This is a genomic window from Blastococcus sp. CT_GayMR19, from assembly GCF_004570385.1.
In the GTDB taxonomy this organism is placed as follows: Bacteria; Actinomycetota; Actinomycetes; order Mycobacteriales; family Geodermatophilaceae; genus Blastococcus_B.
The window spans coordinates 158,283-179,011 of the sequence record NZ_SPQL01000007.1; the positions used below are offsets into that span (position 1 = coordinate 158,283).

At 73.9% G+C, this 20,729-nt stretch carries 21 protein-coding genes; 14 read left to right on the forward strand and 7 right to left on the reverse strand.

From position 1 onward, the window contains the following. On the forward strand, positions 1 to 426 hold the full coding sequence (locus E4P39_RS11850) for a PaaI family thioesterase (RefSeq protein ID WP_135136780.1): 426 nt from the start codon (positions 1 to 3) through the stop codon (positions 424 to 426). Between the two features lie 91 nt (positions 427 to 517). After that, complete coding sequence (locus tag E4P39_RS11855; protein ID WP_135136781.1) at positions 518 to 2,119, forward strand: 4-coumarate--CoA ligase family protein; 1,602 nt, start codon at positions 518 to 520, stop codon at positions 2,117 to 2,119. 83 nt (positions 2,120 to 2,202) lie between these two features. Here E4P39_RS11855 and E4P39_RS11860 read toward each other — a convergent pair whose 3' ends face one another. Then, entirely contained in the window at positions 2,203 to 3,117 is a 915-nt protein-coding gene (locus tag E4P39_RS11860) for a hypothetical protein (RefSeq protein WP_135136782.1), read from the reverse strand. Positions 3,118 to 3,377: 260 nt separating this feature from the next. Here E4P39_RS11860 and E4P39_RS11865 point away from each other — a divergent pair, with 260 nt between their 5' ends. Next, positions 3,378 to 3,671, forward strand: coding sequence for a DUF1905 domain-containing protein (locus E4P39_RS11865; protein WP_209306498.1), 294 nt, complete (start codon positions 3,378 to 3,380; stop codon positions 3,669 to 3,671). A gap of 7 nt (positions 3,672 to 3,678) precedes the next feature. Here E4P39_RS11865 and E4P39_RS11870 read toward each other — a convergent pair whose 3' ends face one another. Further along, entirely contained in the window at positions 3,679 to 4,011 is a 333-nt protein-coding gene (locus tag E4P39_RS11870) for a VOC family protein (RefSeq protein ID WP_135136783.1), read from the reverse strand. Between the two features lie 49 nt (positions 4,012 to 4,060). Between E4P39_RS11870 and E4P39_RS11875 the strand changes: the two genes are divergently transcribed. From E4P39_RS11875 to E4P39_RS22335, 3 genes are all read left to right on the forward strand, one after another. Further along, positions 4,061 to 5,053 carry an NAD(P)H-quinone oxidoreductase gene (locus E4P39_RS11875; protein WP_135136784.1) on the forward strand — a complete coding sequence of 331 codons (993 nt, stop codon included), beginning with the start codon at positions 4,061 to 4,063 and terminating at the stop codon, positions 5,051 to 5,053. Positions 5,054 to 5,110: 57 nt separating this feature from the next. Further along, a complete protein-coding gene (locus E4P39_RS11880; protein ID WP_135136785.1) occupies positions 5,111 to 5,647 on the forward strand; it encodes a bacterial proteasome activator family protein in 537 nt (178 codons plus the stop codon). A 118-nt stretch (positions 5,648 to 5,765) separates the two neighbouring features. Then, positions 5,766 to 6,035, forward strand: a complete 270-nt coding sequence (locus tag E4P39_RS22335) for a hypothetical protein (RefSeq protein ID WP_167761811.1) — start codon at positions 5,766 to 5,768, stop codon at positions 6,033 to 6,035. 128 nt (positions 6,036 to 6,163) lie between these two features. On the opposite strand, the gene E4P39_RS11890 is transcribed toward E4P39_RS22335, so the two are convergent. Genes E4P39_RS11890 through serS form a run of 3 tightly spaced genes read right to left on the reverse strand, consistent with a single transcriptional unit; the run spans position 6,164 to position 9,169 of the window. After that, complete coding sequence (locus tag E4P39_RS11890) at positions 6,164 to 6,967, reverse strand: HAD family hydrolase (protein ID WP_135136787.1); 804 nt, start codon at positions 6,965 to 6,967, stop codon at positions 6,164 to 6,166. Then, positions 6,960 to 7,877, reverse strand: coding sequence for an HAD family hydrolase (locus E4P39_RS11895; RefSeq protein ID WP_135136788.1), 918 nt, complete (start codon positions 7,875 to 7,877; stop codon positions 6,960 to 6,962). Before E4P39_RS11895 ends, E4P39_RS11890 begins: the two co-directional genes overlap by 8 nt. Further along, positions 7,874 to 9,169, reverse strand: coding sequence for a serine--tRNA ligase (serS, locus tag E4P39_RS11900; protein ID WP_135136789.1), 1,296 nt, complete (start codon positions 9,167 to 9,169; stop codon positions 7,874 to 7,876). The genes E4P39_RS11895 and serS overlap by 4 nt, the downstream gene beginning before the upstream one ends. A gap of 91 nt (positions 9,170 to 9,260) precedes the next feature. Here serS and E4P39_RS11905 point away from each other — a divergent pair, with 91 nt between their 5' ends. From E4P39_RS11905 to E4P39_RS11925, 5 genes are all read left to right on the forward strand, one after another. Continuing rightward, a complete protein-coding gene (locus E4P39_RS11905) occupies positions 9,261 to 9,509 on the forward strand; it encodes a type II toxin-antitoxin system prevent-host-death family antitoxin (protein WP_245159782.1) in 249 nt (82 codons plus the stop codon). Next, entirely contained in the window at positions 9,506 to 9,880 is a 375-nt protein-coding gene (locus E4P39_RS11910; protein ID WP_135136790.1) for a type II toxin-antitoxin system VapC family toxin, read from the forward strand. Before E4P39_RS11905 ends, E4P39_RS11910 begins: the two co-directional genes overlap by 4 nt. Positions 9,881 to 9,918: 38 nt before the next feature. Beyond that, positions 9,919 to 11,349, forward strand: a complete 1,431-nt coding sequence (locus E4P39_RS11915) for a GuaB1 family IMP dehydrogenase-related protein (protein WP_135136791.1) — start codon at positions 9,919 to 9,921, stop codon at positions 11,347 to 11,349. 55 nt (positions 11,350 to 11,404) lie between these two features. Beyond that, positions 11,405 to 11,752 carry a metallopeptidase family protein gene (locus E4P39_RS11920; RefSeq protein ID WP_135136792.1) on the forward strand — a complete coding sequence of 116 codons (348 nt, stop codon included), beginning with the start codon at positions 11,405 to 11,407 and terminating at the stop codon, positions 11,750 to 11,752. Between the two features lie 87 nt (positions 11,753 to 11,839). Further along, the gene (locus tag E4P39_RS11925) at positions 11,840 to 12,187 is read left to right on the forward strand and encodes a co-chaperone GroES (RefSeq protein ID WP_245159783.1); all 348 of its coding nucleotides are present in this window, start codon (positions 11,840 to 11,842) and stop codon (positions 12,185 to 12,187) included. An 82-nt stretch (positions 12,188 to 12,269) separates the two neighbouring features. Here E4P39_RS11925 and E4P39_RS11930 read toward each other — a convergent pair whose 3' ends face one another. After that, entirely contained in the window at positions 12,270 to 12,743 is a 474-nt protein-coding gene (locus tag E4P39_RS11930) for a MarR family transcriptional regulator (RefSeq protein WP_135136793.1), read from the reverse strand. Positions 12,744 to 12,809: 66 nt separating this feature from the next. Between E4P39_RS11930 and E4P39_RS11935 the strand changes: the two genes are divergently transcribed. Next, positions 12,810 to 14,924 (forward strand): MMPL family transporter, encoded by a 2,115-nt coding sequence (locus E4P39_RS11935; RefSeq protein WP_135136794.1) that lies wholly within the window; start codon positions 12,810 to 12,812, stop codon positions 14,922 to 14,924. 66 nt (positions 14,925 to 14,990) lie between these two features. Here the strand turns inward: E4P39_RS11935 and pheA are convergent, their stop codons facing one another. Next, positions 14,991 to 15,932 carry a prephenate dehydratase gene (pheA, locus tag E4P39_RS11940; RefSeq protein ID WP_135136795.1) on the reverse strand — a complete coding sequence of 314 codons (942 nt, stop codon included), beginning with the start codon at positions 15,930 to 15,932 and terminating at the stop codon, positions 14,991 to 14,993. Positions 15,933 to 16,048: 116 nt separating this feature from the next. Here pheA and E4P39_RS11945 point away from each other — a divergent pair, with 116 nt between their 5' ends. Together E4P39_RS11945 and E4P39_RS11950 are read left to right on the forward strand one after the other, a co-directional pair. Continuing rightward, entirely contained in the window at positions 16,049 to 17,782 is a 1,734-nt protein-coding gene (locus E4P39_RS11945; RefSeq protein ID WP_135136796.1) for a GGDEF domain-containing protein, read from the forward strand. Positions 17,783 to 17,883: 101 nt separating this feature from the next. Continuing rightward, positions 17,884 to 20,631 (forward strand): diguanylate cyclase, encoded by a 2,748-nt coding sequence (locus tag E4P39_RS11950; protein ID WP_245159784.1) that lies wholly within the window; start codon positions 17,884 to 17,886, stop codon positions 20,629 to 20,631. Positions 20,632 to 20,729: the final 98 nt, after the last annotated feature.

Below are 20,729 nucleotides of genomic sequence, written 5' to 3' on the forward strand. Positions count from 1 at the left end.
ATGGCAGCCACCGGGTTCCACACCGCAGACGAGCTCAACGAGATCCTCCCGGGCACGCTCCCGGGGCTGCTCGGGCTTGTCATCACCGCGCACGAGCCCGGCCGGCTGGAGGCCGGGCTCGACGTCCGGCCGGACCTGCTGGCGCCCAACGGCTACCTGCACGCCGCCACGGTGGTGGCGCTGGCCGACACCGCCTGCGGGCTGGCCACCCGCGCGCTGCTCCCGGACGGGTCGGCCGGGTTCACCACCATCGAGCTGAAGTCGAACTTCCTGGGGACGGTCCGCGAGGGCCGGATCGTCACCGTGGCGACGAACGCGCACGCCGGGCGGACGACACAGGTCTGGGACGCCGTGGTCAGCGACCCCGCCTCCGGGAAGACGATCGCCCTGTTCCGCTGCACGCAGTCCGTGCTCTGGCCGCGCTGATCCGAACAAGTGAACCCGCGGGTAACCCCCTTGTGGGGCCGGTCACGGACAGTGTGAGACTGGCGCCACATCGTCCCGAGGAGGAGTTCCTGTGGCCCTGGCCAGCCCGTACCCCGATGTCGAGATCCCGGATGTGTCGGTGCCGGAGTTCGTGCTGGCGGCGGGGAGGGAGCGCCCGGATGCCCCGGCGCTGATCGACGGGCTCAAGGGCGACACGATCACCCACGGTCAGCTGTCCGCCTACGTCGACCGCGTCGCCGCGGCGCTGCACGCCAAGGGCCTGCGGAAGGGCGACGTCGTCGCCGTCTTCTGCCCGAACACGCCCTGGTACCCAGTGGTCTTCCACGGGATCGCGGCGGCCGGCTGCGTGATGTCGCCGATCAACTCGCTCTACACGCCCGACGAGATCGCCTTCCAGCTCAGGGACTCCGGCGCCAAGATCCTGATCACGATCTCGCTGTTCATGGACCGCGCAGCCGTGGCCGTGGAGAAGTCGCCGGTCGACGAGGTCATCGTCCTGGACGGCATGGAGGGGCACGCGAACCTGCTCGACCTGCTCGGCAGCGACGCGCCGTCCCCCCAGGTGGACATCGACCCGGCGAACGACCTGGTCACGCTGCCCTACTCCAGCGGGACCACCGGCCTGCCCAAGGGCGTCATGCTGACCCACCGCAACCTGGTGGCCAACGTGGCGCAGACCCGGACGCTGATCGACCTGCAGGAGAACGAGCGGATCATCGCCGTCCTCCCGTTCTTCCACATCTACGGCCTGACCGTGCTGATGAACCAGGGCCTGGCGTGGGGCGCAACGGTGGTCACGCTGCCGCGCTTCGACCTGGAGGACTTCCTCCGGACCATGCAGGACCAGAAGATCACCCGGGCGTTCGTCGCGCCGCCGATCCTGGTCGCGCTGGCCAAGCACCCGATCGTCGACAACTACGACCTGTCGTCGCTGCGCTCGATCCTGTCCGGTGCCGCCCCGCTGGACGAGTCGCTGGCGAGGGCCGTGGAGCAGCGGCTGCGCAAGGGCGCCGACACCGGCGTCACCGTCGCCCAGGGCTACGGGATGACCGAGCTCTCCCCGGTCTCGCACACCACGCCCGACCCGGGCCTCGAGCCGCCCGGTGCCGAGGGCCACGAGGTGCCGAAGGGGTCGGTCGGCTACGCGATCCCCAATACCGAGTGCCGCCTGATCGACCCGACGACCGGCGAGGACGCCGCCCCGGGCGAGCGCGGCGAGCTGTGGATCCGCGGCCCGCAGGTCATGAAGGGCTACCTCAACAACGAGCAGGCCACGGCCGACACCGTCGACGCCGAGGGCTGGTTGCACACCGGCGACGTCGCGGTCGTCGACGACCGCGGGATCTACACCGTCGTCGACCGCGTCAAGGAGCTGATCAAGTACAAGGGCTACCAGGTGGCGCCGGCCGAGCTCGAGGCCGTGCTGCTCGGGCACCCGGAGATCGCCGACGCCGCGGTCATCGGCGTTCCGGAGAAGGAGACGGGCGAGGAACTGCCGAAGGCGTTCGTCGTCCGCGCCCCCGGCTCGGAGCTCACCGAGGACGCCGTCAAGGCCTACATGGCGGAGAAGGTCGCCCCGCACAAGAAGATCCGCCTCGTCGAGTTCATCGAGGCGGTGCCGAAGTCGGCGGCCGGCAAGATCCTGCGCAAGGACCTCAAGGCCCGCCTCTGACGCGCACCAGCGCCGCGCTCAGGGCGCCGTGACCACCGCAACGTGCCGGTGGACGCGGCGCCCTGGTCGTCTCGGAGGCGGCTTCAGGACTGTTTCGGCGTGCGCTCGGGCGACGGCTGCCCGTCGGGAGCCGTGGCCCGGTCGGCCTGCGCGGGCGGGACCCACGGCGGCACCGGCGGCCCGGAGACCGGCGGCCCCGAGGACGGCGGCGCCCAGGACGGTGGGCCGGCAGGCACCGGCGCTGCGGGCACCTGCCATCCGCTCGGAGGCATTCCGCGGCGAGCGTCGGACGGACGGCGGATGGCCAGCACCAGCAGGACCACGCCGATCGCCAGGCAGAGCAGCCCTGCGACGAGGAGCCCCCAGCCGAAGCCGGTCAGCGCCGGGAAGGTAGCGCCGATGCGGGCGTCCACGGACACCCCGGCCGATCCGTCGGCGTTCATCACCACGAGCATCCAGTCGCCCTCCGCCGGCACCCAGCTGACCTGCTCGGTGCCCCGGCCGGCGGCCTGGTCCGTCCAGAAGTCCTGGTCGCCCGGAAGCCCGGACGGCGCGCCACCGGGCACGGGGGTCCCGGGACCTGCGTCGGCGCCCAGGTCGTCGATGACCGTGCGCTCGACACCCTCCAGGTAGGCGGTCACGTCCGTCACCGGGGCGATGCCGATGAACACCTCGCTGCCGGGGACGGTCCCGGTCACCTCGATCCGGGCGGTGCCCAGCGCGGCCGCGAGGGGCACCCAGTCAGCGCCGGGGGAGAGCTCGATCCGCTCGCTGACGAGGGCGTATCCGGGCCCGGTGAACGTGTCCTCGGGCGAGGTCAGATAGCCGTCGTCGCTGCGTTCGGTCAGATCCGCCGAGAGCAGGGCTCCGCCGCCCATCAGCAACAGGGCGGAGAAGAGCAGGACGAGCAGGCCGAGGACGAGCGCGATGATGCGGCCGGCGCTCCAGGGGTTCGGTCGCGGGGCTGGCGCCCAGGGGGGTTGTGGTGTCGCGGTCATCGGATACCTCCGGGTGACCGCCGGGGCCGCGGGTGCCGCGGCAGGAGCCGGCGGACGGACCGACAGTGGCACCGCCGCACCGAGTCGCCCCGTCCCGGACCGTGCCGATCAGCCCGCTGCCCCGCACCGCGGCGCGTCGGCGCTCTCCGTCAGCGGATCTGGCGCAGGGGTGGGCCGGCGGCCGATGATTTCCCCCAGCCCGGGCCGTCTCAGCTGGGACGCCGTTGCCGGCGTCCCGGACCGCCGGAAGGACGACGACGATGACCGACCCCCGCGCTCCCGGCCCCCTGGACCTGGAGTTCACCGCTCCCCTCGTCCAGAGCCCGTCCAAGGGCGGCTGGACCTACGTGCAGATGCCCGGATCGGCCGAGTGCTTCGGCACCCGGGGCCTCGTCAAGGTCCGTGGCACCGTCGACGGGCAGCCCTTCCGCAGCTCGTTCATGGCGCTGGGCGACGGCACGCACAAGCTGCCGGTGACGAAGGACCTGCGGCAGGCACTCGGCAAGCAGACCGGCGACGAGGTCACCGTCCACCTGGACGAGCGGCTGGCCTGAAGACGAATCAGATCGGCCGGCCCACGCGGACCAGGTTGCCGCTCGGGTCGCGCACGCTGAACTCCGCCATGCCCCACGGCTCGTTCCGCACCGGGGTGACCGGCCGGCCGGCGTCGGCCAGCCGCGTGTGCCAGCCGTGCACGTCGTCGACGTGGATGTAGCAGGCGCTGGGATTGGCCGCGGGATCCAGCGCGGGATGGACCTCGAGGTGCACGATCTCGCACCCGTCGGCGAGCACGAAGGCGTACCCGTCGCTGTAGTCCTCGACCGTCAGGCCGGCGGTGGTCCACAGCGCACGCGCCTCCGCGAGGTCCCGCACCGGCAGGATCGGGATCGCCACGGGTCTCCCCTCTCGTCGCCGGGAGGGTAGCGGTGCCTAGGGTCGGTCCATGCGTGCGGTGACGATTCGCGAACCAGGCGGCCCGGAGGTCCTCGGCTGGGGCGAGGTCCCCGACCCCGCCTGCGGCCCCGGCGAGGTGATCGTCGACGTGGTGGCGACGGCGGTGAACCGCGCCGACCTCCTCCAGCGCCAGGGCTTCTACCCGCCTCCGCCGGGCGCCAGCGACATCCTCGGACTGGAGTGCAGCGGGATCATCAGCGAGGTCGGGCCGGGTGTGACGAACTGGTCCGTGGGCGACGAGGTCTGCGCGCTGCTCTCCGGCGGTGGCTACGCCGAGCGCGTCGCCGTCCCCGCGGGGCAGCTGCTCCCCCGGCCCTCCGGTGTCGAGCTGGCGACGGCCGCCGCGCTGCCCGAGGTCGTCTGCACGGTCTGGTCCAACGTCTTCCTGCTCGCCGGGCTCCGCCGCGGTGAGCGCTTCCTCGTGCACGGCGGGTCGAGCGGCATCGGCACGATGGCCATCCAGCTCGCGGCCCGCGCCGGAGCCCGGGTGTTCACCACGGCCGGGACGGCGGCCAAGCTCCACGTCTGCCGGGAGCTGGGCGCCGAGGTGGGCATTAACTATCGCGACGAGGACTTCGTCGAGCGGGTGGCGCAGGAGACCGACGGCACGGGCGTCGACGTGATCCTCGACAACATGGGCGCCAAGTACCTGATGCGCAACGTCGAGGCACTGGCCACCGGCGGCCGGCTGGTCTCGATCGGGATGCAGGGCGGGACGAAGGCCGAGCTGGACCTCGGGAAACTGATGCGCAAGCGCGCCTCGGTCGCCGCCACGACGCTCCGCTCGCGGCCCGCGACCGGCCCCGGCGGCAAGGCGGAGATCGTCGCGGCCGTGCTGCACGACGTGTGGCCCGACGTCGAGCGCGGCGTCGTCCGTCCGATCGTGGACCGCCGGCTGCCGATGGCCCGGGTGGCCGAGGCGCACCGGGTGGTCGAGGCCAGCGAGCACATCGGCAAGGTCCTGCTGCTGAACGAGGGGTGAGGCCGCCGCCCGGCGGCCCCCGTCCGGGCGCCGGGGCCACCGGGCAGGATGGGGGGCATGACTGCACCCGGAAACGGCAGCGAACGCCCGCAGCAGGTCGTGGTCGTGGGCCCCGACGGGCGTCCGGTCGGCGCCATGCCGATGGGCCACGACGACGACGGTGACGGCGGGCCCGGCATCGGCGAGATGGTCGAGCAGCCGGCCAAGGTCATGCGGATCGGCACCATGATCAAGCAGCTGCTGGAGGAGGTCCGGGCCGCCCCCCTGGACGACGCGAGCCGGAACCGGCTGCGCGACATCCACGCCGCCTCCATCCGCGAGCTCGAGGAGGGTCTGGCGCCGGAGCTCCGAGAGGAGCTGGAGCGGATCACCCTGCCCTTCAACGAGGGTGAGACGCCGTCGGACGCCGAGCTGCGCATCGCTCAGGCGCAGCTCGTGGGCTGGCTGGAGGGCGTCTTCCACGGGATCCAGACCGCGCTCTTCGCCCAGCAGATGGCTGCCCGGGCCCAGCTCGAGGACATGAAGCGCAAGGCTCTTCCCGGGGGCCACACGCCGGGTCAGCCCGATGCCCGCAGCGGCGGCCAGTACCTCTGACGAGTGAACCGGCGCCACCTGCACGGGTGAATCCGGGACCGGGCGGTTTCGCCGCCCGGCCGGTCGACCAGTCCCCTCCGACGCGACCGGAGCTCCCGGTCGCTCGGACGGAGGAACCGTGACCACAGAGCACTCGACCACCCCCGCCACGCAGAGCGGGCAGAACGGCCTCGCGATCGCCTCGCTCGTGACCGGCATCGTCGGCGTCGTCTTCGCCGTCCTGTTCGCCGTCGTCGGGCTCGCACTCGGCGTGGTGAGTGTCGCGTTGGGCGCGATCGCCCGCCGCAGCACCCGGTCGGGCAAGGCGACCGCCGGCCTGGTGATCGGCGTCGTCGCGATCGTCGTGGCGATCGCGAACATGGTGATCGCCTACAACGTCCTGACCTGAGCCCGGGACAGCGCGACGGCGCCACCCCTCGGGGGCGCCGTCGCGCTGGGTCGGTCCGATGGTGGAACCCACCGCTCACCCAGTCGGAACGGCCGCCCGCCGCGTCGTCGTCCGGCAGGACGACGGTGTCACAGCGAAGCGAGGAACTCCGCGACGCCGTCGTCGTCGTTGGTGCCGGTGACGTCGGTCGCGACCGCGAGCAGGTCGGCATGCGCGTGGGCCATGGCCACCGCCCGGCCGCCGCCGTCGCGCACCCACTCGAACGCGGCGATGTCGTTGGGCATGTCCCCGAAGACCACGATGTCCCCCGGGCCGACGCCGTGCCGGGCGGCCACCTTGGCCAGCCCCGACGCCTTGGTGACGCCGGCGGCGGAGATCTCGGCGAGGGCGTCGTCCGAGGAGTTGGTCACCGTCGCGAGGTGGCCGGCGACGCTCTCGACGAGCGACACGAACTCGTCCCGCGGCAGGGACTCGTGCCGGGCCAGCAGCTTGGCCACCGGGGCGGCGACCATCTCCTCCAGCGAGGCGACCTCGACGCCAGGAGCATTCACGTCCCAGCGCGGCCGGTAGACCGGCTCGTGACGGAACTGGTCGCCGTACTCCACGGCGAACCAGACGTCGGACCGGCGCCTGCGCAGCTCGGCGGTGACCTCCTGGAGGACGCCGGGCGCCAGCAGGTCCTCGTCCAGGATCTCGTTGGTCTCCAGGTCGAGCAGGATCGCGCCGTTGCAGCAGACCGCGGTGCCGTGCCGGAGGACCTCGCGGATCTTGTGCATCCAGCGGGGCGGCCGGCCGGTGGCCAGCACGACCGGGACGCCGTCCTCCCGCCACCGATCCAGCTCCGCGACGGTCGCCTCGCTCACGGTGTCGTCCCAGTGCAGGAGGGTGCCGTCCATGTCGCTGACGATCAGCCGCGGCCTCCAGTCAGACATCGAGGAGGACCGCCTCGAGGTACTGCGCGACGCCGTCCACGTCGTGCCCGCTGGTGAGCTCCGGTGCCGCCGCGCGGACGGCGGGATGCGCGTTGGCGACAGCCACCGCGCGACCTCCGGCCGCGGTGACCGCGGCGATCATCGGCAGGTCGTTGGGCATGTCGCCGAAGACCAGGACGTCCCCGAAGCCGACGCCGTACCGCTCCAGTGCGACGGCGAGGCCGCTGGCCTTGGTGATGCCCGGCGGCAGGACCTCGATGAAGCCCAGCCCGGCGTGGGTGACCTCGGCGTCGGCCGGGTCGACGACGTCCTTCGCCCGCGCCAGCAGCTCGTCCTGATCCAGGGTCGAGGAGCGCAGGAACACCTTCAGGACCGGCCCGGCGGGCAGCACCTCGTGGCGGGGCAGGACGTCGGAGGGCTCGGGATAGGGCCAGTCGAACCCGTGCTGCACCCGCAGGGGCCGGCGGGCCTCGCTCTGCTCGGCGGCGTCCTCCACGGCGACGATCAACTCGCCGGCGACGGCCTCGATCGCCTCGATCACGGCGGCCGCCTGGCGGCGGGGCAGCCCCACCGTGCGGAGCACCTCGTCGCGCTCGAGGTCGACGACGTACCCGCCCTGCGCGAGCACGGCGATGCCCCGGGCGTCGAGCGCCTCCCGGACGCTGTCCAGCAGGCGGGGGCCGCGGCCGGTCACGCCGACGACGGGGATCCCGGCGTCCCAACAGGCGGTCAGGGCCGCACGCGTGCGGGGGCTGACCTCCCCGGCCGAGTCGAGCAGCGTGCCGTCGAGGTCGGTCGCGACGAGCTTCGGCAGCCAGGCGTCGGCCACCGGGCCCTCGACCACGCGGTCGGCGCCGGGCAGCGCGCCGTAGGCCTTGAGCACCTTCGGCGCCGGCTCTGCTCCGCTCATGCGGGCGGGACCGCTGTCCCCAGGTCCATCCCGGGGGTGAGCACCTCGACCCCGCCCAGCCACGGGCGGAGGGCCTTGGGCACGTACATCGAGCCGTCGGCGCGCTGGTGGACCTCGAGGAGGCAGGCGATGGTGCGGGCGATCGCGCAGAGGGTGCCGTTGAGCGTGGCGGCGGTCTGCGGCTTGCCGTCGGCGTCGCGGAACCGGATGTTGAGCCGGCGCGCCTGGAACGTCGTGCAGTCCGACGTCGACGTCAGCTCGCGGTAGGTGCCCTGGCTGGGGAACCACGCCTCGATGTCGTACTTGCGGGTCGCGCTCGTGCCGAGGTCGCCGGCGGCGATGTCGACGACGCGGTAGGGCAGCTCGAGGGCCTGCAGGAACTCCTCCTCCCAGGCGAGCAGCCGCAGGTGCTCGGCGGCCGCCTCCTCGGGCGGGCAGAAGCTGAACATCTCGACCTTGTCGAACCAGTGCACGCGGATGATGCCGCGGGTGTCCTTGCCGTAGGAGCCGGCCTCGCGGCGGAAGCAGGAGGACCAGCCGGCGTAGCGCCTCGGCCCGGCCGACAGGTCGAGCACCTCGTTGCCGTGCATCCCGGCGAGCGCCACCTCGGAGGTGCCGACGAGGTAGAGGTCGTCCCGCTCGATCCGGTAGACCTCCTCGTCGTGCTCGCCCAGGAAGCCGGTGCCCTCCATGGCCTCGGGGCGGACGAGCGCGGGAGCGACGACGGGGACGAACCCGGCGGCGACGGCCCGGGAGATCGCCAGCTGGGCGAGCGCGAACTCCAGCAGCGCACCGGGCCCGGTGAGGAAGTAGAAGCGGGCGCCGGAGACCTTCGCGCCGCGCTCCATGTCGATGGCGCCGAGCAGCTCGCCGAGCTCGAGGTGGTCACGCACCGGGAAGTCGTAGGCGGGCACCTCGCCGACGGTCCGCATGAGCACGGCGTCGTCCTCACCGCCGGGCGGGACCTCGTCGGCGACGACGTTCGGGATCGGCAGGTGGGCGGCGCGCAGGGCTGCGTCGGCGGCGCGCTGGGCGTCCTCTGCCTCCTTCACCTGCGCGGCGAGCGCCTTGGCGCGCTCCAGGACGGCGGGCCGCTCCTCCGGGCTCGCCCCGCGGACGGCCTGCGAGGCGGTCTTCTGCTCCCCCCGGAGGGAATCGGCGCGGGTCACGGCCTCGCGGCGGGCCGCGTCGGCCGCGAGCAGTGCGTCGACCAGGGACTCGTCGGCGCCCCGGGCCCGCTGGCTGGCACGGACGAGGTCGGGGTTCTCGCGCACGAGTCGCAGGTCGATCACCCCCCGATCGTAGGTGGCGGGATGTGCTCGCCCCCGTTGGTGTTCCCGCATTGGTCTGGTCAACCAGACCAACCAGCGTTACCGTTCTCGTGTGGGTGCGACCGAGCCGGTGAACGTGTACGAGGCCAAGACCCAGCTCTCGAAACTGATCGACCGGGCGATGGCAGGGGAGGACGTGGTCATCTCGCGCTCCGGCACGCCGATGGTCCGCCTCGTCCCCGTTCCGGCACGGCCGGTCCGCCGGACGCCGGGGAGTGCGCGCGGGCAGATCCGGATGGCCGCGGACTTCGACGAACTACCCGAGGACGTCGCCGCCGCGTTCCGGGGGGAACGGCCGTGAGGCTCCTCCTGGACACCCATGCGCTTCTCTGGTGGCTGGACGACGACCCCCGCCTGGAGCAGTCCGCGGCGGACGCGATCGCCGGAGCGGAGTTCGTCGCGGTGTCGGCCGCCTCTGCGTGGGAGATCGGCATCAAGCAGTCGATCGGCACGCTCAGCGGGCCGGACGACCTGCCGGCCGAGCTCGCCACGAACGGATTCACCGAGCTGCCGGTCACCGTCGCGCATGCGTTGGCCGCCGGAGGGTTGCCGCCGCACCATGCGGACCCGTTCGACCGGATGCTGGTCGCCCAGTCCCGGATGGAAGGCCTGACCCTGGTCACCCGCGACGACCGTCTCGTCGACTACGGAATCGCACACCTGCGAGCGTGACGGCACCCGCAGCGGCGCCCTGCGGGACAATGGGCGTCATGCGGTTTCTCGGTGGTGCACGGCCGGCTCACGACCTGACCTATTCGGACGTGTTCATGGTCCCGAACCGGTCGTCGGTGGGATCGCGGCTCGAGGTGGACCTGACCACGCCCGACCGGGTGGGGACGACGATCCCGGTCGTCGTCGCCAACATGACCGCGATCTCCGGCCGCCGGATGGCCGAGACGGTGGCCCGGCGCGGCGGCCTGGCCGTGCTGCCGCAGGACATCCCGGTCGACGTCGTCGGCGAGGTCGTGTCCTGGCTGAAGAAGCGGCACCCGGTCTACGACACCCCGATCACGCTCGGCCCGACGTCCACCGTGGGTGAGGCGCTGTCGCTGCTCACCAAGCGGGCGCACGGGATCGTGGTCGTCGTCGAGGACGGCGTCCCCGTCGGCGTCGTCACCGACGGTGCGTGCCGGGACGTGGACCGCTTCACCCAGCTGTCGGAGGTCATGGCGCCCGACCCGCTCACGATCCCGGCCGGCACCGACCTGCCGAAGATCTTCGACGTGCTGTCCGGGGAGCGGGTGAGCGCTGCGCCCGTGGTGGAGGGCGACCGGCTGGTCGGCGTCATCACGCGCAAGGGCGCGCTGCGCTCGGCCCTCTACCTGCCCGCCGTCAACGCCGCGGGCGACCTGCTCACCTCGGCCGCGGTGGGGATCAACGGCGACGTGGCCGGCAAGGCGAGCGCCTTGCTGGCCTCCGGCGTGGACGTGCTCGTCGTCGACACGGCTCACGGTCACCAGGAGAAGGCGATCGAGGCGGTGCGGGCCGTGCGGTCGGTGGCCGGGGCGACGCCGGTCGTCGCAGGCAACGTGGTCACCGCGCAGGGCACCCGCGACCTCATCGAGGCAGGTGCCGACGTCGTCAAGGTGGGCGTGGGCCCGGGCGCCATGTGCACCACCCGGATGATGACCGGGGTCGGCCGGCCCCAGTTCTCCGCGGTCGAGGAGTGCGCCGACGCCGCCCGCGAGCTGGGCGGGCACGTGTGGGCCGACGGCGGCGTGCGGCACCCGCGGGACGTGGCGCTCGCGCTGGCGGCGGGGGCGGCGAACGTCATGGTCGGCTCCTGGTTCGCCGGCACCTACGAGAGCGCCGGTGACGTCCACGACGACGCCGGCCGGCTGTACAAGGAGTCGTTCGGCATGGCGTCGGCGCGCGCGGTCAAGGCGCGGACGGCGACGGCGTCGGGCTTCGAGCGTGCCCGGGCGGGCCTCTTCGAGGAGGGAATCAGCTCCTCGCGCATGTACCTCGACCCGGCGCGGCCGGGCGTCGAGGACCTGATCGACCAGGTCGTGGCCGGCGTCCGCTCGGCCTGCACCTACGCGGGGGCGCAGAGCATCGACGAGCTGCACGACCGCGCGGTGCTGGGGGTGCAGAGCTCGGCCGGGTACGAGGAGGGCCGGCCGCTGCCGATCAGCTGGTGACGGCGATCGCCCCGGAGCCGGCTCGGCCGGTGGGCACGTCGACGACGGCGATCCGGTGAGGCCCGTCCCCCGTCAGCAGTTCGAGGAGCTGGTCGCCGACGCTCTCGACGAGGTGCCGGCGGAGCTGATGGAGCTGCTGGACAACGTCGTCGTCCTGGTGGAGGACCGGAATCCGGAGGAGCCGGACCTGCTGGGTCTCTACGAGGGCCACGCGCTGACCGAGCGCGGCTGGCACTACGGCGGCGACCTGCCGGACCGGATCATGATCTACCGCGAGGCCATCTGCGACATCTGCCAGACGGAGGACGACGTCGTCGAGGAGGTCCTGATCACCGTCGTGCACGAGATCGCGCACCACTTCGGGATCGACGACGACCGGCTGCACGAGCTCGGCTGGTCCTGATCCGCTTTCGGTACCGGAAGCGGCGGTGGCCGCTCCCGCTTTCGGTACCGAAAGCGGGAGGGGTGGGGCCGGGTAGCGTTTCGCTACGTGCCCGAGACCATCCCCGTCCCAGCCGGTAAGGGCGGCGGGCTGCCGATCAAGATGCTGCACGACCGCGTCCTGGTGGCCCTGCGCAAGGAGGACGGCGACCGTCGCTCCAGCGGCGGCATCCTCATCCCGGCGACCGCGCAGGTGGCCAAGCGGCTGGTGTGGGGCGAGGCGCGCGGGGTCGGCGCGAGCTGCCGGCAGGTCAAGGTCGGCGACCAGGTGCTCTTCTCCCCCGAGGACCAGCACGAGGTCGAGGTCCACGGCGAGGACCTGATCATCCTGCGGGAGCGGGACGTGCACGCCGTCGCCGCCGAGCGCATCGAGGAATCGACCGGCCTCTACCTCTGAGGTCTCGGCGGCTGTGCACGTCCCGGGGCCATCCGGGCCGGAGGACCCCCGGAAGTGCACAGCGCCGGCCGGGTCACCCCGCTCACGGTCGAGCGGTCGGTTCGGGGCGCTGGTGGCGCACGATGACGTCGGTCATCGCTGTCAGGAAGCGGGCGACGGTCTCGAGCTCCTCGTCCGAGTAGTCCGACATGGCGGCCATCAGGTCGCGCTGCAGGCCGCCGAAGAACTCCCCACCGGCGGCCATCGCGGTGTCCGACATCTCCAGCGACACCCGCCGCCGGTCCTCGGGGTTCCGCACCCGCCGCAGGTGCCCGACGCGCTCCAGCCGGTCGACCAGCGCCGTCACCGAGGCCGATCGGAGGTCGACGGCCTCGCCCAGCGCACCCGCGGTCAGCGACGTCCCCCGCCGGGCGGCGTCCATGACCGCGACCAGCGCCCGGACGTCGGTGCGGTTGAGTCCGTGGAGCTCGGCGAATCGCTGCCCGACTGCATCCAGCTCGACGGTCAGTCGGCGAAGGAGAAGAGCGAGCTCCTGGCGGTCGACGTCCCTCCCCACTGGTCACCTCCGCGGCCGCTTCGCTAATCTCTCGAACATCGAGACAATCCACGATCAAGGGAAATCATGCCCCGCCGCTCGCTCCGCTGGCTCCTCCCCCTGCTGATCCTGCTCGTCTGGCTGGGCAGCGCCGCGCCGCTGAGCGCCCTGGGGGCGAAGCTCACCGGGCTGCAGGAGAACGACATCGCCGCGTTCCTCCCCGACAGCGCCGAGAGCACCCGCGTGCAGGAGCTGCAGACGTCGTTCCAGCCCACCGAGTCGATTCCCGCCCTCCTGCTGTGGGAGAGCGACGGCGCCGTCGACCAGGCCACCCTCGGCGCGATCGGCGAGCGGATCGCCGAGGCCACCGCGGTGGCCGAGGAGGCCGGCGCCCTCGCGGGCGAGCCCTCGCCGCCCATCCCCTCCGAGGACGGCGAGGCGGTGCAGGCGTTCCTGCCCCTGGCCCCCGACCTCAGCGACGATCTGCTGCCCCTGGTCGAGGAGCTCCGCGCGACGATCGGCGTCGAGGGCACCGAGTCGTTCGTCACCGGACCGGCCGGCATCTTCGCCGACTTCTCCCGCGCCTTCGAGGGGATCGACGGTCTGCTCCTGCTGGCCGCGTTCGGCGTCGTCCTGGTGATCCTGCTGATCGTCTACCGCAGCCCGCTGCTGCCGTTGCTGGTCATCGCCACCGCCGGGCTGGCGCTCACCGCCGCCAACGCGGTCGCGTACCTGCTCGCCGACGGCGGCGTCATCACCGTCAACGGCCAGAGCCAGGGCATCGCATCGATCCTGGTCGTCGGAGCGGCCACCGACTACGGGCTGCTGCTGGCGGCGCGGTTCCGCGAGGAGCTGCGCCGGGAGCGGTCGAAGTACGCCGCCATGCGGATCGCGCTGCGCCAGTCGTGGGAGCCGATCGTCGCCTCCGGCGCCACCGTCGTCCTCGGCGTGCTGTGCCTGCTCTTCTCCGACCTCGGCTCCAACCGCGGGCTCGGTCCGATCTCCGCGGTGAGCGTCACCCTCGCCGTCCTCGCCGCGCTCACGTTCCTGCCGGCGGCCCTCACGCTCCTCGGCCGGGCGGCCTACTGGCCGTTCCGTCCCCAGTACGGCGTCGAGCCGAAGCAGGGCCGCGGCTGGCCGCGCGTCGCCGCCCTCGTCGGCCGTCGTCCGCGGCGGGTGCTGCTCGTGAGCGTCGCCGCGCTCATGGCCGCTGCCGTGTTCGCACCCACCTACGACGCCGACGGGATCCCGATCTCCGACGCGATCCGCGGGGAGTCGAACGGGGTGGCCGGCCAGGAGGCGCTGGGCCGGCACTTCGACGCCGGGGCGGGCAGCCCCACGGTCATCGTCGCGCCGGAGGACAGCTGGCCCGCGGTCGCCGAGGTGGCCGCGGCCACCGACGGCGTCGCCGCCGTCGCCCCCTTCACCGGAGGCCCGCCCGGCCCCGGCGCGCGGCCGGTCGTCGTCGACGGCCTGGTGCGGCTCGACGCGACCCTGGACGTCGCCCCCGACAGCGTCGCCGCGATCGAGACGGTGCAGAACCTCCGCACCGCGCTGGACGACGCCGATCCGGAGGCGATCGTGGGCGGTGAGACCGCGAGCAACCTCGACGCCCGCGAGAGCGCCGCGCGCGACCTGCGGGTCATCATCCCGAGCGTCCTCGTCGTCATCACGCTGGTGCTGGCGCTGCTGCTGCGGTCCCTGGTCGCCCCGCTGCTGCTCGTCGCGACGGTGGTGCTCAGCGTCGGGGCCACCGTGGGGGTGGCCGCCCTGTTGTTCGACGGGGTCTTCGCCTTCCCGGGCAGCGATCCGGCCATCCTGCTGATCGCGTTCGTGTTCCTCGTCGCGCTGGGGATCGACTACAACATCTTCCTGATGACCCGGGCGCGGGAGGAGTCCGCCCGGCACGGCGCGAAGTCCGGCGTGCTGCGGGCGCTCGCGGTGACCGGCGGCGTCATCACGTCGGCCGGGCTGGTGCTGGCCGCGACGTTCGGCGCGCTGTCGGTCCTGCCGCTGCTGTTCCTGGTCCAGATGGCGTTCCTGGTCGGGTTCGGCGTGCTGCTCGACACGTTCGTCGTCCGCTCGCTGGTGGTGCCGGCCGCGGTCGCGATCATCGGCGACACGGTGTGGTGGCCCAGCACGCTGGCGAAGGGGCCGGCGCCCGTGGCGGCCGAGCGCGTGCTGGAGCCCGCCCAGCGCTAGTCGATCATCGCGTTCCTGCCGCAGACACCCGCCGACCGGCCGGGCGGAGCGGCAACAGCCCGATGATCAACTCGGGAAGCGGCCGGCGCGGATCCCGTCCAGCCACGCCAGCGCCTCGACGAACGAGGCATCGGCGGCGCTCTCCGGGACCGGCTTGTTCTCCCGGTCGTCGGCGCGCGCATAGGAGCCGAGGAAGCGGACGCCGTCGGACACCCGGTGCAGCGCGGCCAGTGCCTCCCCCACCCGCGCATCGGCGATGTGCCCCTCGCAGTCGAGCGAGAACGAGTAGACCCCCAGCCGCTGCCGGGTGGGCCGGGACTCGATCCGGGTCAGCGAGATACCGCGGACGGCGAACTCGCCGAGCATCTCCAACAGGGCCCCGGTCCGGTCGCCCACCACCACGACGAGCGACGTCTTGTCGTTGCCGGTCGGCTCGGGAAGCGCTCCGGGCGGGGCGACCAGCACGAACCGGGTGACCGCCCCGGGATGGTCGGAGATGTCGTCGACCAGCGTCGTGAGCCCGTACCGCTGCGCGGCGATCGGGGCGCAGACCGCGGCGTCGAAGTCGCCCTCGGCAACCGAGGCGGCGGCTGCGGCGGTGGACGTCGTGGGCAGCGGCGAGATTCCCGGGAGGTTCGAGGACAGCCACCGGGCGGCCTGCGCCAGGGCGTGCGGGTGACTGGCGACCGATCGGACGTCGGACAGCGCCGTGCCGGGGCGGACGACCAGCGTCATCGTCACCGGGAGGAAGACCTCACGGGTGATCACGAGCGGGTCGCCGTCTGCCAGCCCGTCCATCGTCGCGGGCACCGAGCCCTCGACCGAGTTCTCCAGCGGGACGAGCGCCGCGTCGACGTCCCCCGAACGGACGGCACCCAGGGCCGCGGCCACGCTCGGGAAGGGTGAACGGGCTCCCTCCGATGAGGCAACAGCCATGCTGAGCGCCGCTTCGGCGAAGGTACCCTCGGGCCCGAGATAAGCGAACCGCGTCGGAGGCGTTCCAGGCATCCGGCGAGGGTAGTGCGGGCGGGTCGGGGCGGAAGCTCCACCCGGGGGAAGCTGCCTCGCTCGACCGGCAGTTCCGGCCCGTACGGCCGGCCCACCCCCCGCGACTGGAGGAATGCGTGCACCCCGGCTCGGCCCGCGTCGCCTCCGGCGACCTCGAGGCTGCGCTCTGGCGTCTGCTCGCCAGCAGCGACCGGCAGGACGACGCCTTCCTGACCCTCGTCGGCGAGACCGCCGACGCGTTCGCCGGCACCTCCGACCCCCTCTGGGTCGCGTGGCGGAGCGCGCTCGCGGCCCGGCGGGCGCTGCTCGGGAACGAGCCCGACCAGGCGGCCCAGGACGTCGCCGCCGCACGCGAGTCCCTGGACAAGTGCGACCCGTCGGCCCACACGGCGCTGGCGATGTCCTACCTGGCCCACATCCAGGTCGCCGCCGACCACTTCGATTCCGCGATGCTGCTGGCCGTCGATGCCAGCCTGCTCACCGAGCACCCCCCACCCACCGCCGACGCGGGCGGGCCGTCCCGGGCTCTGCTCCAGGCGCACCGCTGGCTCTCGATGACCCTCGCCGCCCTCGACCTCGAGGAGCTGGCCGTCGCCCACGCGATGCGCGCCCAGCACGTCGCCGCCGCACTGCGGAGCCCCGAGGACCAGTGGCGGATGCGGCTGCTGTCGGCTCAGCAGCACACCGAGCTCGCGCAGACGCTGCGCCGTCGCGGCAACGCCGACCGCGCGCGCGAGCTGGCCGGCGAGGCCGTCGCCTGCGCGGCCTCCGCCCGGGAGCTCGGCTGGGAACCGGACGAGGACGCGACCGAGCTCGACCTGCTCGACGTCGTCCAGGCCTGGGCGTTGACGTGCGCCGACGATCTCGACGGCGCGCTCGGCCCGCTGCGCCGGGTCCGTCGCCGCGTGGAGGCCGAGGGCAGCCTCTGGCTGCGCGGCTACACGGGCCTGGCGCTGGCCCGCCTGCTCGCCCGGATGTCGCAGCGCGACGGCAACGACGAGGAGAGCGGCGAGGAGGCGATCGGCCTGCTCGTCGACGCCGGCGGCGCGTTCGCGGCCGCGGGCGACCGCCGCCGCTACCGCCAGAGCCTGCTCGAGCTCGGCCAGCTCTCCGCCGACCTGGGCCGCCCGGCCGAGGCGCTGCACTGGCTGGAGGCCTACCGCGCCGACACCGGTCGCGCGCAGGCCCGTGGCCGGGAGCTCTGGGCGGAGATGTTCGTGCGCCGCAGCCGGCTGCGCGAGGCCGAGCGCCAGGCGGCCCTGCTGCGCCGGCACGCGCTGGAGGACCCCCTCACCGGGCTCGGCAACCGGCGCAGCGCCGAGCGGCGCCTGGGCGCGCTGCCGCTGAGCGAGCAGCCGCTGTCGCTGGCGGTCGTCGACGTGGACCGGTTCAAGTCGGTCAACGACGCCGCGTCGCACACCGAGGGCGACGTCGTCCTGCGCCGGGTGGCCGATCTGCTGCGCGAGCACAGCCGCACCGGCGACGAGGTGTACCGCTGGGCGGGCGACGAGTTCCTGGTGATCCTGCCGAGAGCCACCGAGCCGCAGGCCGTCGTGGTCGCGGAACGCCTGCGCAGCGCCGTCGCGGCCGCCGACTGGAACGACGTGCAGATCCCCGGGCCGGTCACCGTGAGCATCGGGGTGGCCAGCACCGCGGGCACCGCCGAGGGCACGCCGGGCGCGGACGCCGGCTGGCGGGCCCTGTTCGACGCCGCCGACCTGCACCTGTTCTCCGCCAAGCGGAGCGGCCGGAACCGGGTCCGCGCCCCGGGCGCGGGCGCGTCCACCGGGCCCGCCGGCGACCCCGGGGACGACGAGGACGCAGCGCCCGACGGGGAGGCGAACCCGTGAGCGAGCCCCGCACGTGGGGCTCGAGGGACGGGACTGACGGGGGACGGCGCGTTCCCGGACATGTGCTCGACAGCCGCGCAGGCGGCGTGCACAGTGCGCTCGTGCCACCCGGAGCCCTGCACCAGCGGGTGACCGCGGCGCTGGCGAACTGGCAGCTCGACGATGCCGAGGAACTGCTCGCCGGCGTCGAGCGGGATCCCTCCCCCTACGTCGCCGCCGAACCGGCCGCCGACGTCCCTGCCGACCCTGCCGCCGCCCCCGGCTCCCTGGGCCGCGCCTGGGCCGACACCCTCCGGGCCGAGCTGCTGGTCCGCCGGCTGCGCGTCGCCGGCTTCACCCTCGTCGGGGATCCGGTGGACACCCCGCCCGAGTCGGCGGAGCCCGCCCTCGACCTGCACGCCGGTGTCGCCGACCTCATCGACGGCTCGGACGAGGAGTCCGACCCCCGCGCGGAGTCCGCCTCGCGCGCCGCCCTCGCCATCGCCCTGGTGCGCTCGGCCAAGGCCGCGTTCGACGCCACGGACGACGACCTGCAGCGCGCCGCCGGGCTGGCCCGGCACGCCCGCATCGAGCTGCTCTCCCGCCGGATCGACGCCGCCATGGACGAGGCGGTCGAGGCGGCCAGCCTGCTCGACCCCGCCCTGCCGCCGAGTTCCCTGCTCGTCGACACGCTCGGCACCCTCGCCGGCGTGCTGGCCGACCTCGAGCTGATGCCGCTGGCGCTGGACTACCAGCGCCGCTCGCACGAGGCCGCGATCGCCGCCGCGGCGCGGCCGGGCGCGCTGGGGGAGGAGGGGGACGGAGACTTCGCGGGGGACCCGGTGGTCGTCGTCGCCACCACCGCCACCCGCCTGGGCGAGCTGTGCGCCGAGCTCGGTGAGGGGCTCCTCGACGACGGCGCCCCCGAGTCGGCCACCCCGCACTTCGCCGAGGCCCGCCGGCTCGCCGAGCACGCCCTGGAACTCCTTCCCCCGGACGCGCCCGGCCTCGTCGCGGCCCAGGTCGTGCACGGCTGGGCCCTGGTCGGGCTGGGCGAGCACGCGGCCGCCACCGGCCCGCTGCGCGCCACCGTCCGCATCACCTCGGCCACCGCCGACCGGGCCCAGCTGGCCTCCGCGCAGCTCGCGCTGGGCCGGGCCCTGCGCCGGCAGGGCGACCTCCGCCCGGCCGACGAGCACCTCGTCTCCGCCCTCACCCTCGCGACCGAGCACGGGCTGCCCCGCCTGCGCCGCGCCGCGCTGCGGGAGCTGTGCACGCTGCACGCCGACCAGGCCGACGCCGGCCGGGCGCTGCCCTACCTGCAGGCCTACCTCTCCGACGAGCTGGACCGGGTCGACGAGCGCCGCACCCGCTGGGTGGAGCTGTTCGGCCGACGCAAGAGCCTGCTGGAGACCGAGCGCGCCGCCGGTCAGCTGCGCCGCCAGGCCTACGAGGACCCGCTCACCCACCTGCCGAACCGGCGCTACGCCGAGGCCCGCCTCGACGGGCTGCTGTCCGCGGGTGCCGCGCCGGCCCTGGCCGTCGTCGACGTCGACCGGTTCAAGGAGGTCAACGACGCGATCGGGCACCCGGGCGGGGACGCGGTGCTGCGGATCGTCGGGGAGCTGCTGATCGCCGGCGTCCGTGACACCGACGAGGTGTGCCGCTGGGCCGGCGACGAGTACGTCATCCTGCTGCCCGACACGACCGCGGAGCAGGCGGAGCGCGCCCTCGAGCGCACCCGCCGCAAGGTCGCGGCCTACGACTGGGACGAGCTGGGTCTCCCCTTCCCCGTGACGATCAGCGTGGGCATCGCCTCCGCGGCCCGCGGTGACGACCGGCGCACGCTCTTCGCCGCCGCCGACGGCGTGCTCTACGACGCCAAGCGCAGCGGCCGCGACCGGGTGATCCGGCTCTCCGGAGTCACCCAGACGCGGGTCGACGCCAACCCGCTGGACGAGCCCGCCGGGCCCCCGGCGGACGCCCAGGACGCCGGCACGGCTCCCGGCGACAGCGCGGACGACACGACGGCGGTCGTGGTCGCCGGCCCATCGCCGTCCGTGCCGTCCCCGCCGGTCCGCTCCGCCTCCGACGGCACCGACGGCTTCGCGCGGCTGCTCGCCGGGCCCCGCGCGGTCGACCCGCCGCTGGGCACGGGAAGCCCCATCGAGCCCCTTCTCGGTCCGGCTCCTGCTGCCCCCGTCGAGCAGGCTCCCGTGCTCGGCGCTCCCGGCGGCGGACCGGCCCGCATCCCGGCGGAGCCCGAGGTCATCTGGGCCACCGGACGGACCACCGAGCAGGTGCTCGCCCTGGTCCGGGAGGCGCGCCGGGAGCACCCCGACCGGCCGGCTCTCGTGCTGCGTGCGACCGCCGACGTGCTGGTGGCGCTGGCGAGCGAGCACGACGCGTACACGACGATGGACGCCGCCGCGATGGCCGCCGCCGTCGGGCCGATGCCCGAGCCGGTGGGACGCGTGCACGTGCTCTGCACCGGGGGTGGTGACATCCCGGTGGCCGCGGAGGCCGCCTTCGCCGCCCGGGTCACCGGCACCGAGGTCGTCCGGGTCGACGACGTCGGGGCCGCCCGGATCCGCGCCATGCTCACCGACGGCAGCCTGCTGAGCGACGTCGACTGCCTGGTCGTCGTCGCCGGGCTGGACGCCTCGCTGGCCCCGATGATCGGCGCGATGACCGACGTCCCGGTGATCGCGGTGCCCACGTCGACCGGCCAGCCCGCCGCGTTCGGTGGCCTCGGCGCGCTCATGACGATCCTGAACTCGACGTCGCCGGGCGTGGCGGTCGGCGCCATCGACAACGGCTACGCCGCGGGCGTCTTCGCCGCCCGCGTGGCCAGACGAGCGGGAAGGTGATTCCGGCGCAGCCGGGTGGACCCGGCGCGGGGCCCGGAGGGTTCCCGGCAGGGACACGGGCAGCGGCTCGGCGCAGGCCGGGGACGCCCCCTGGCCGC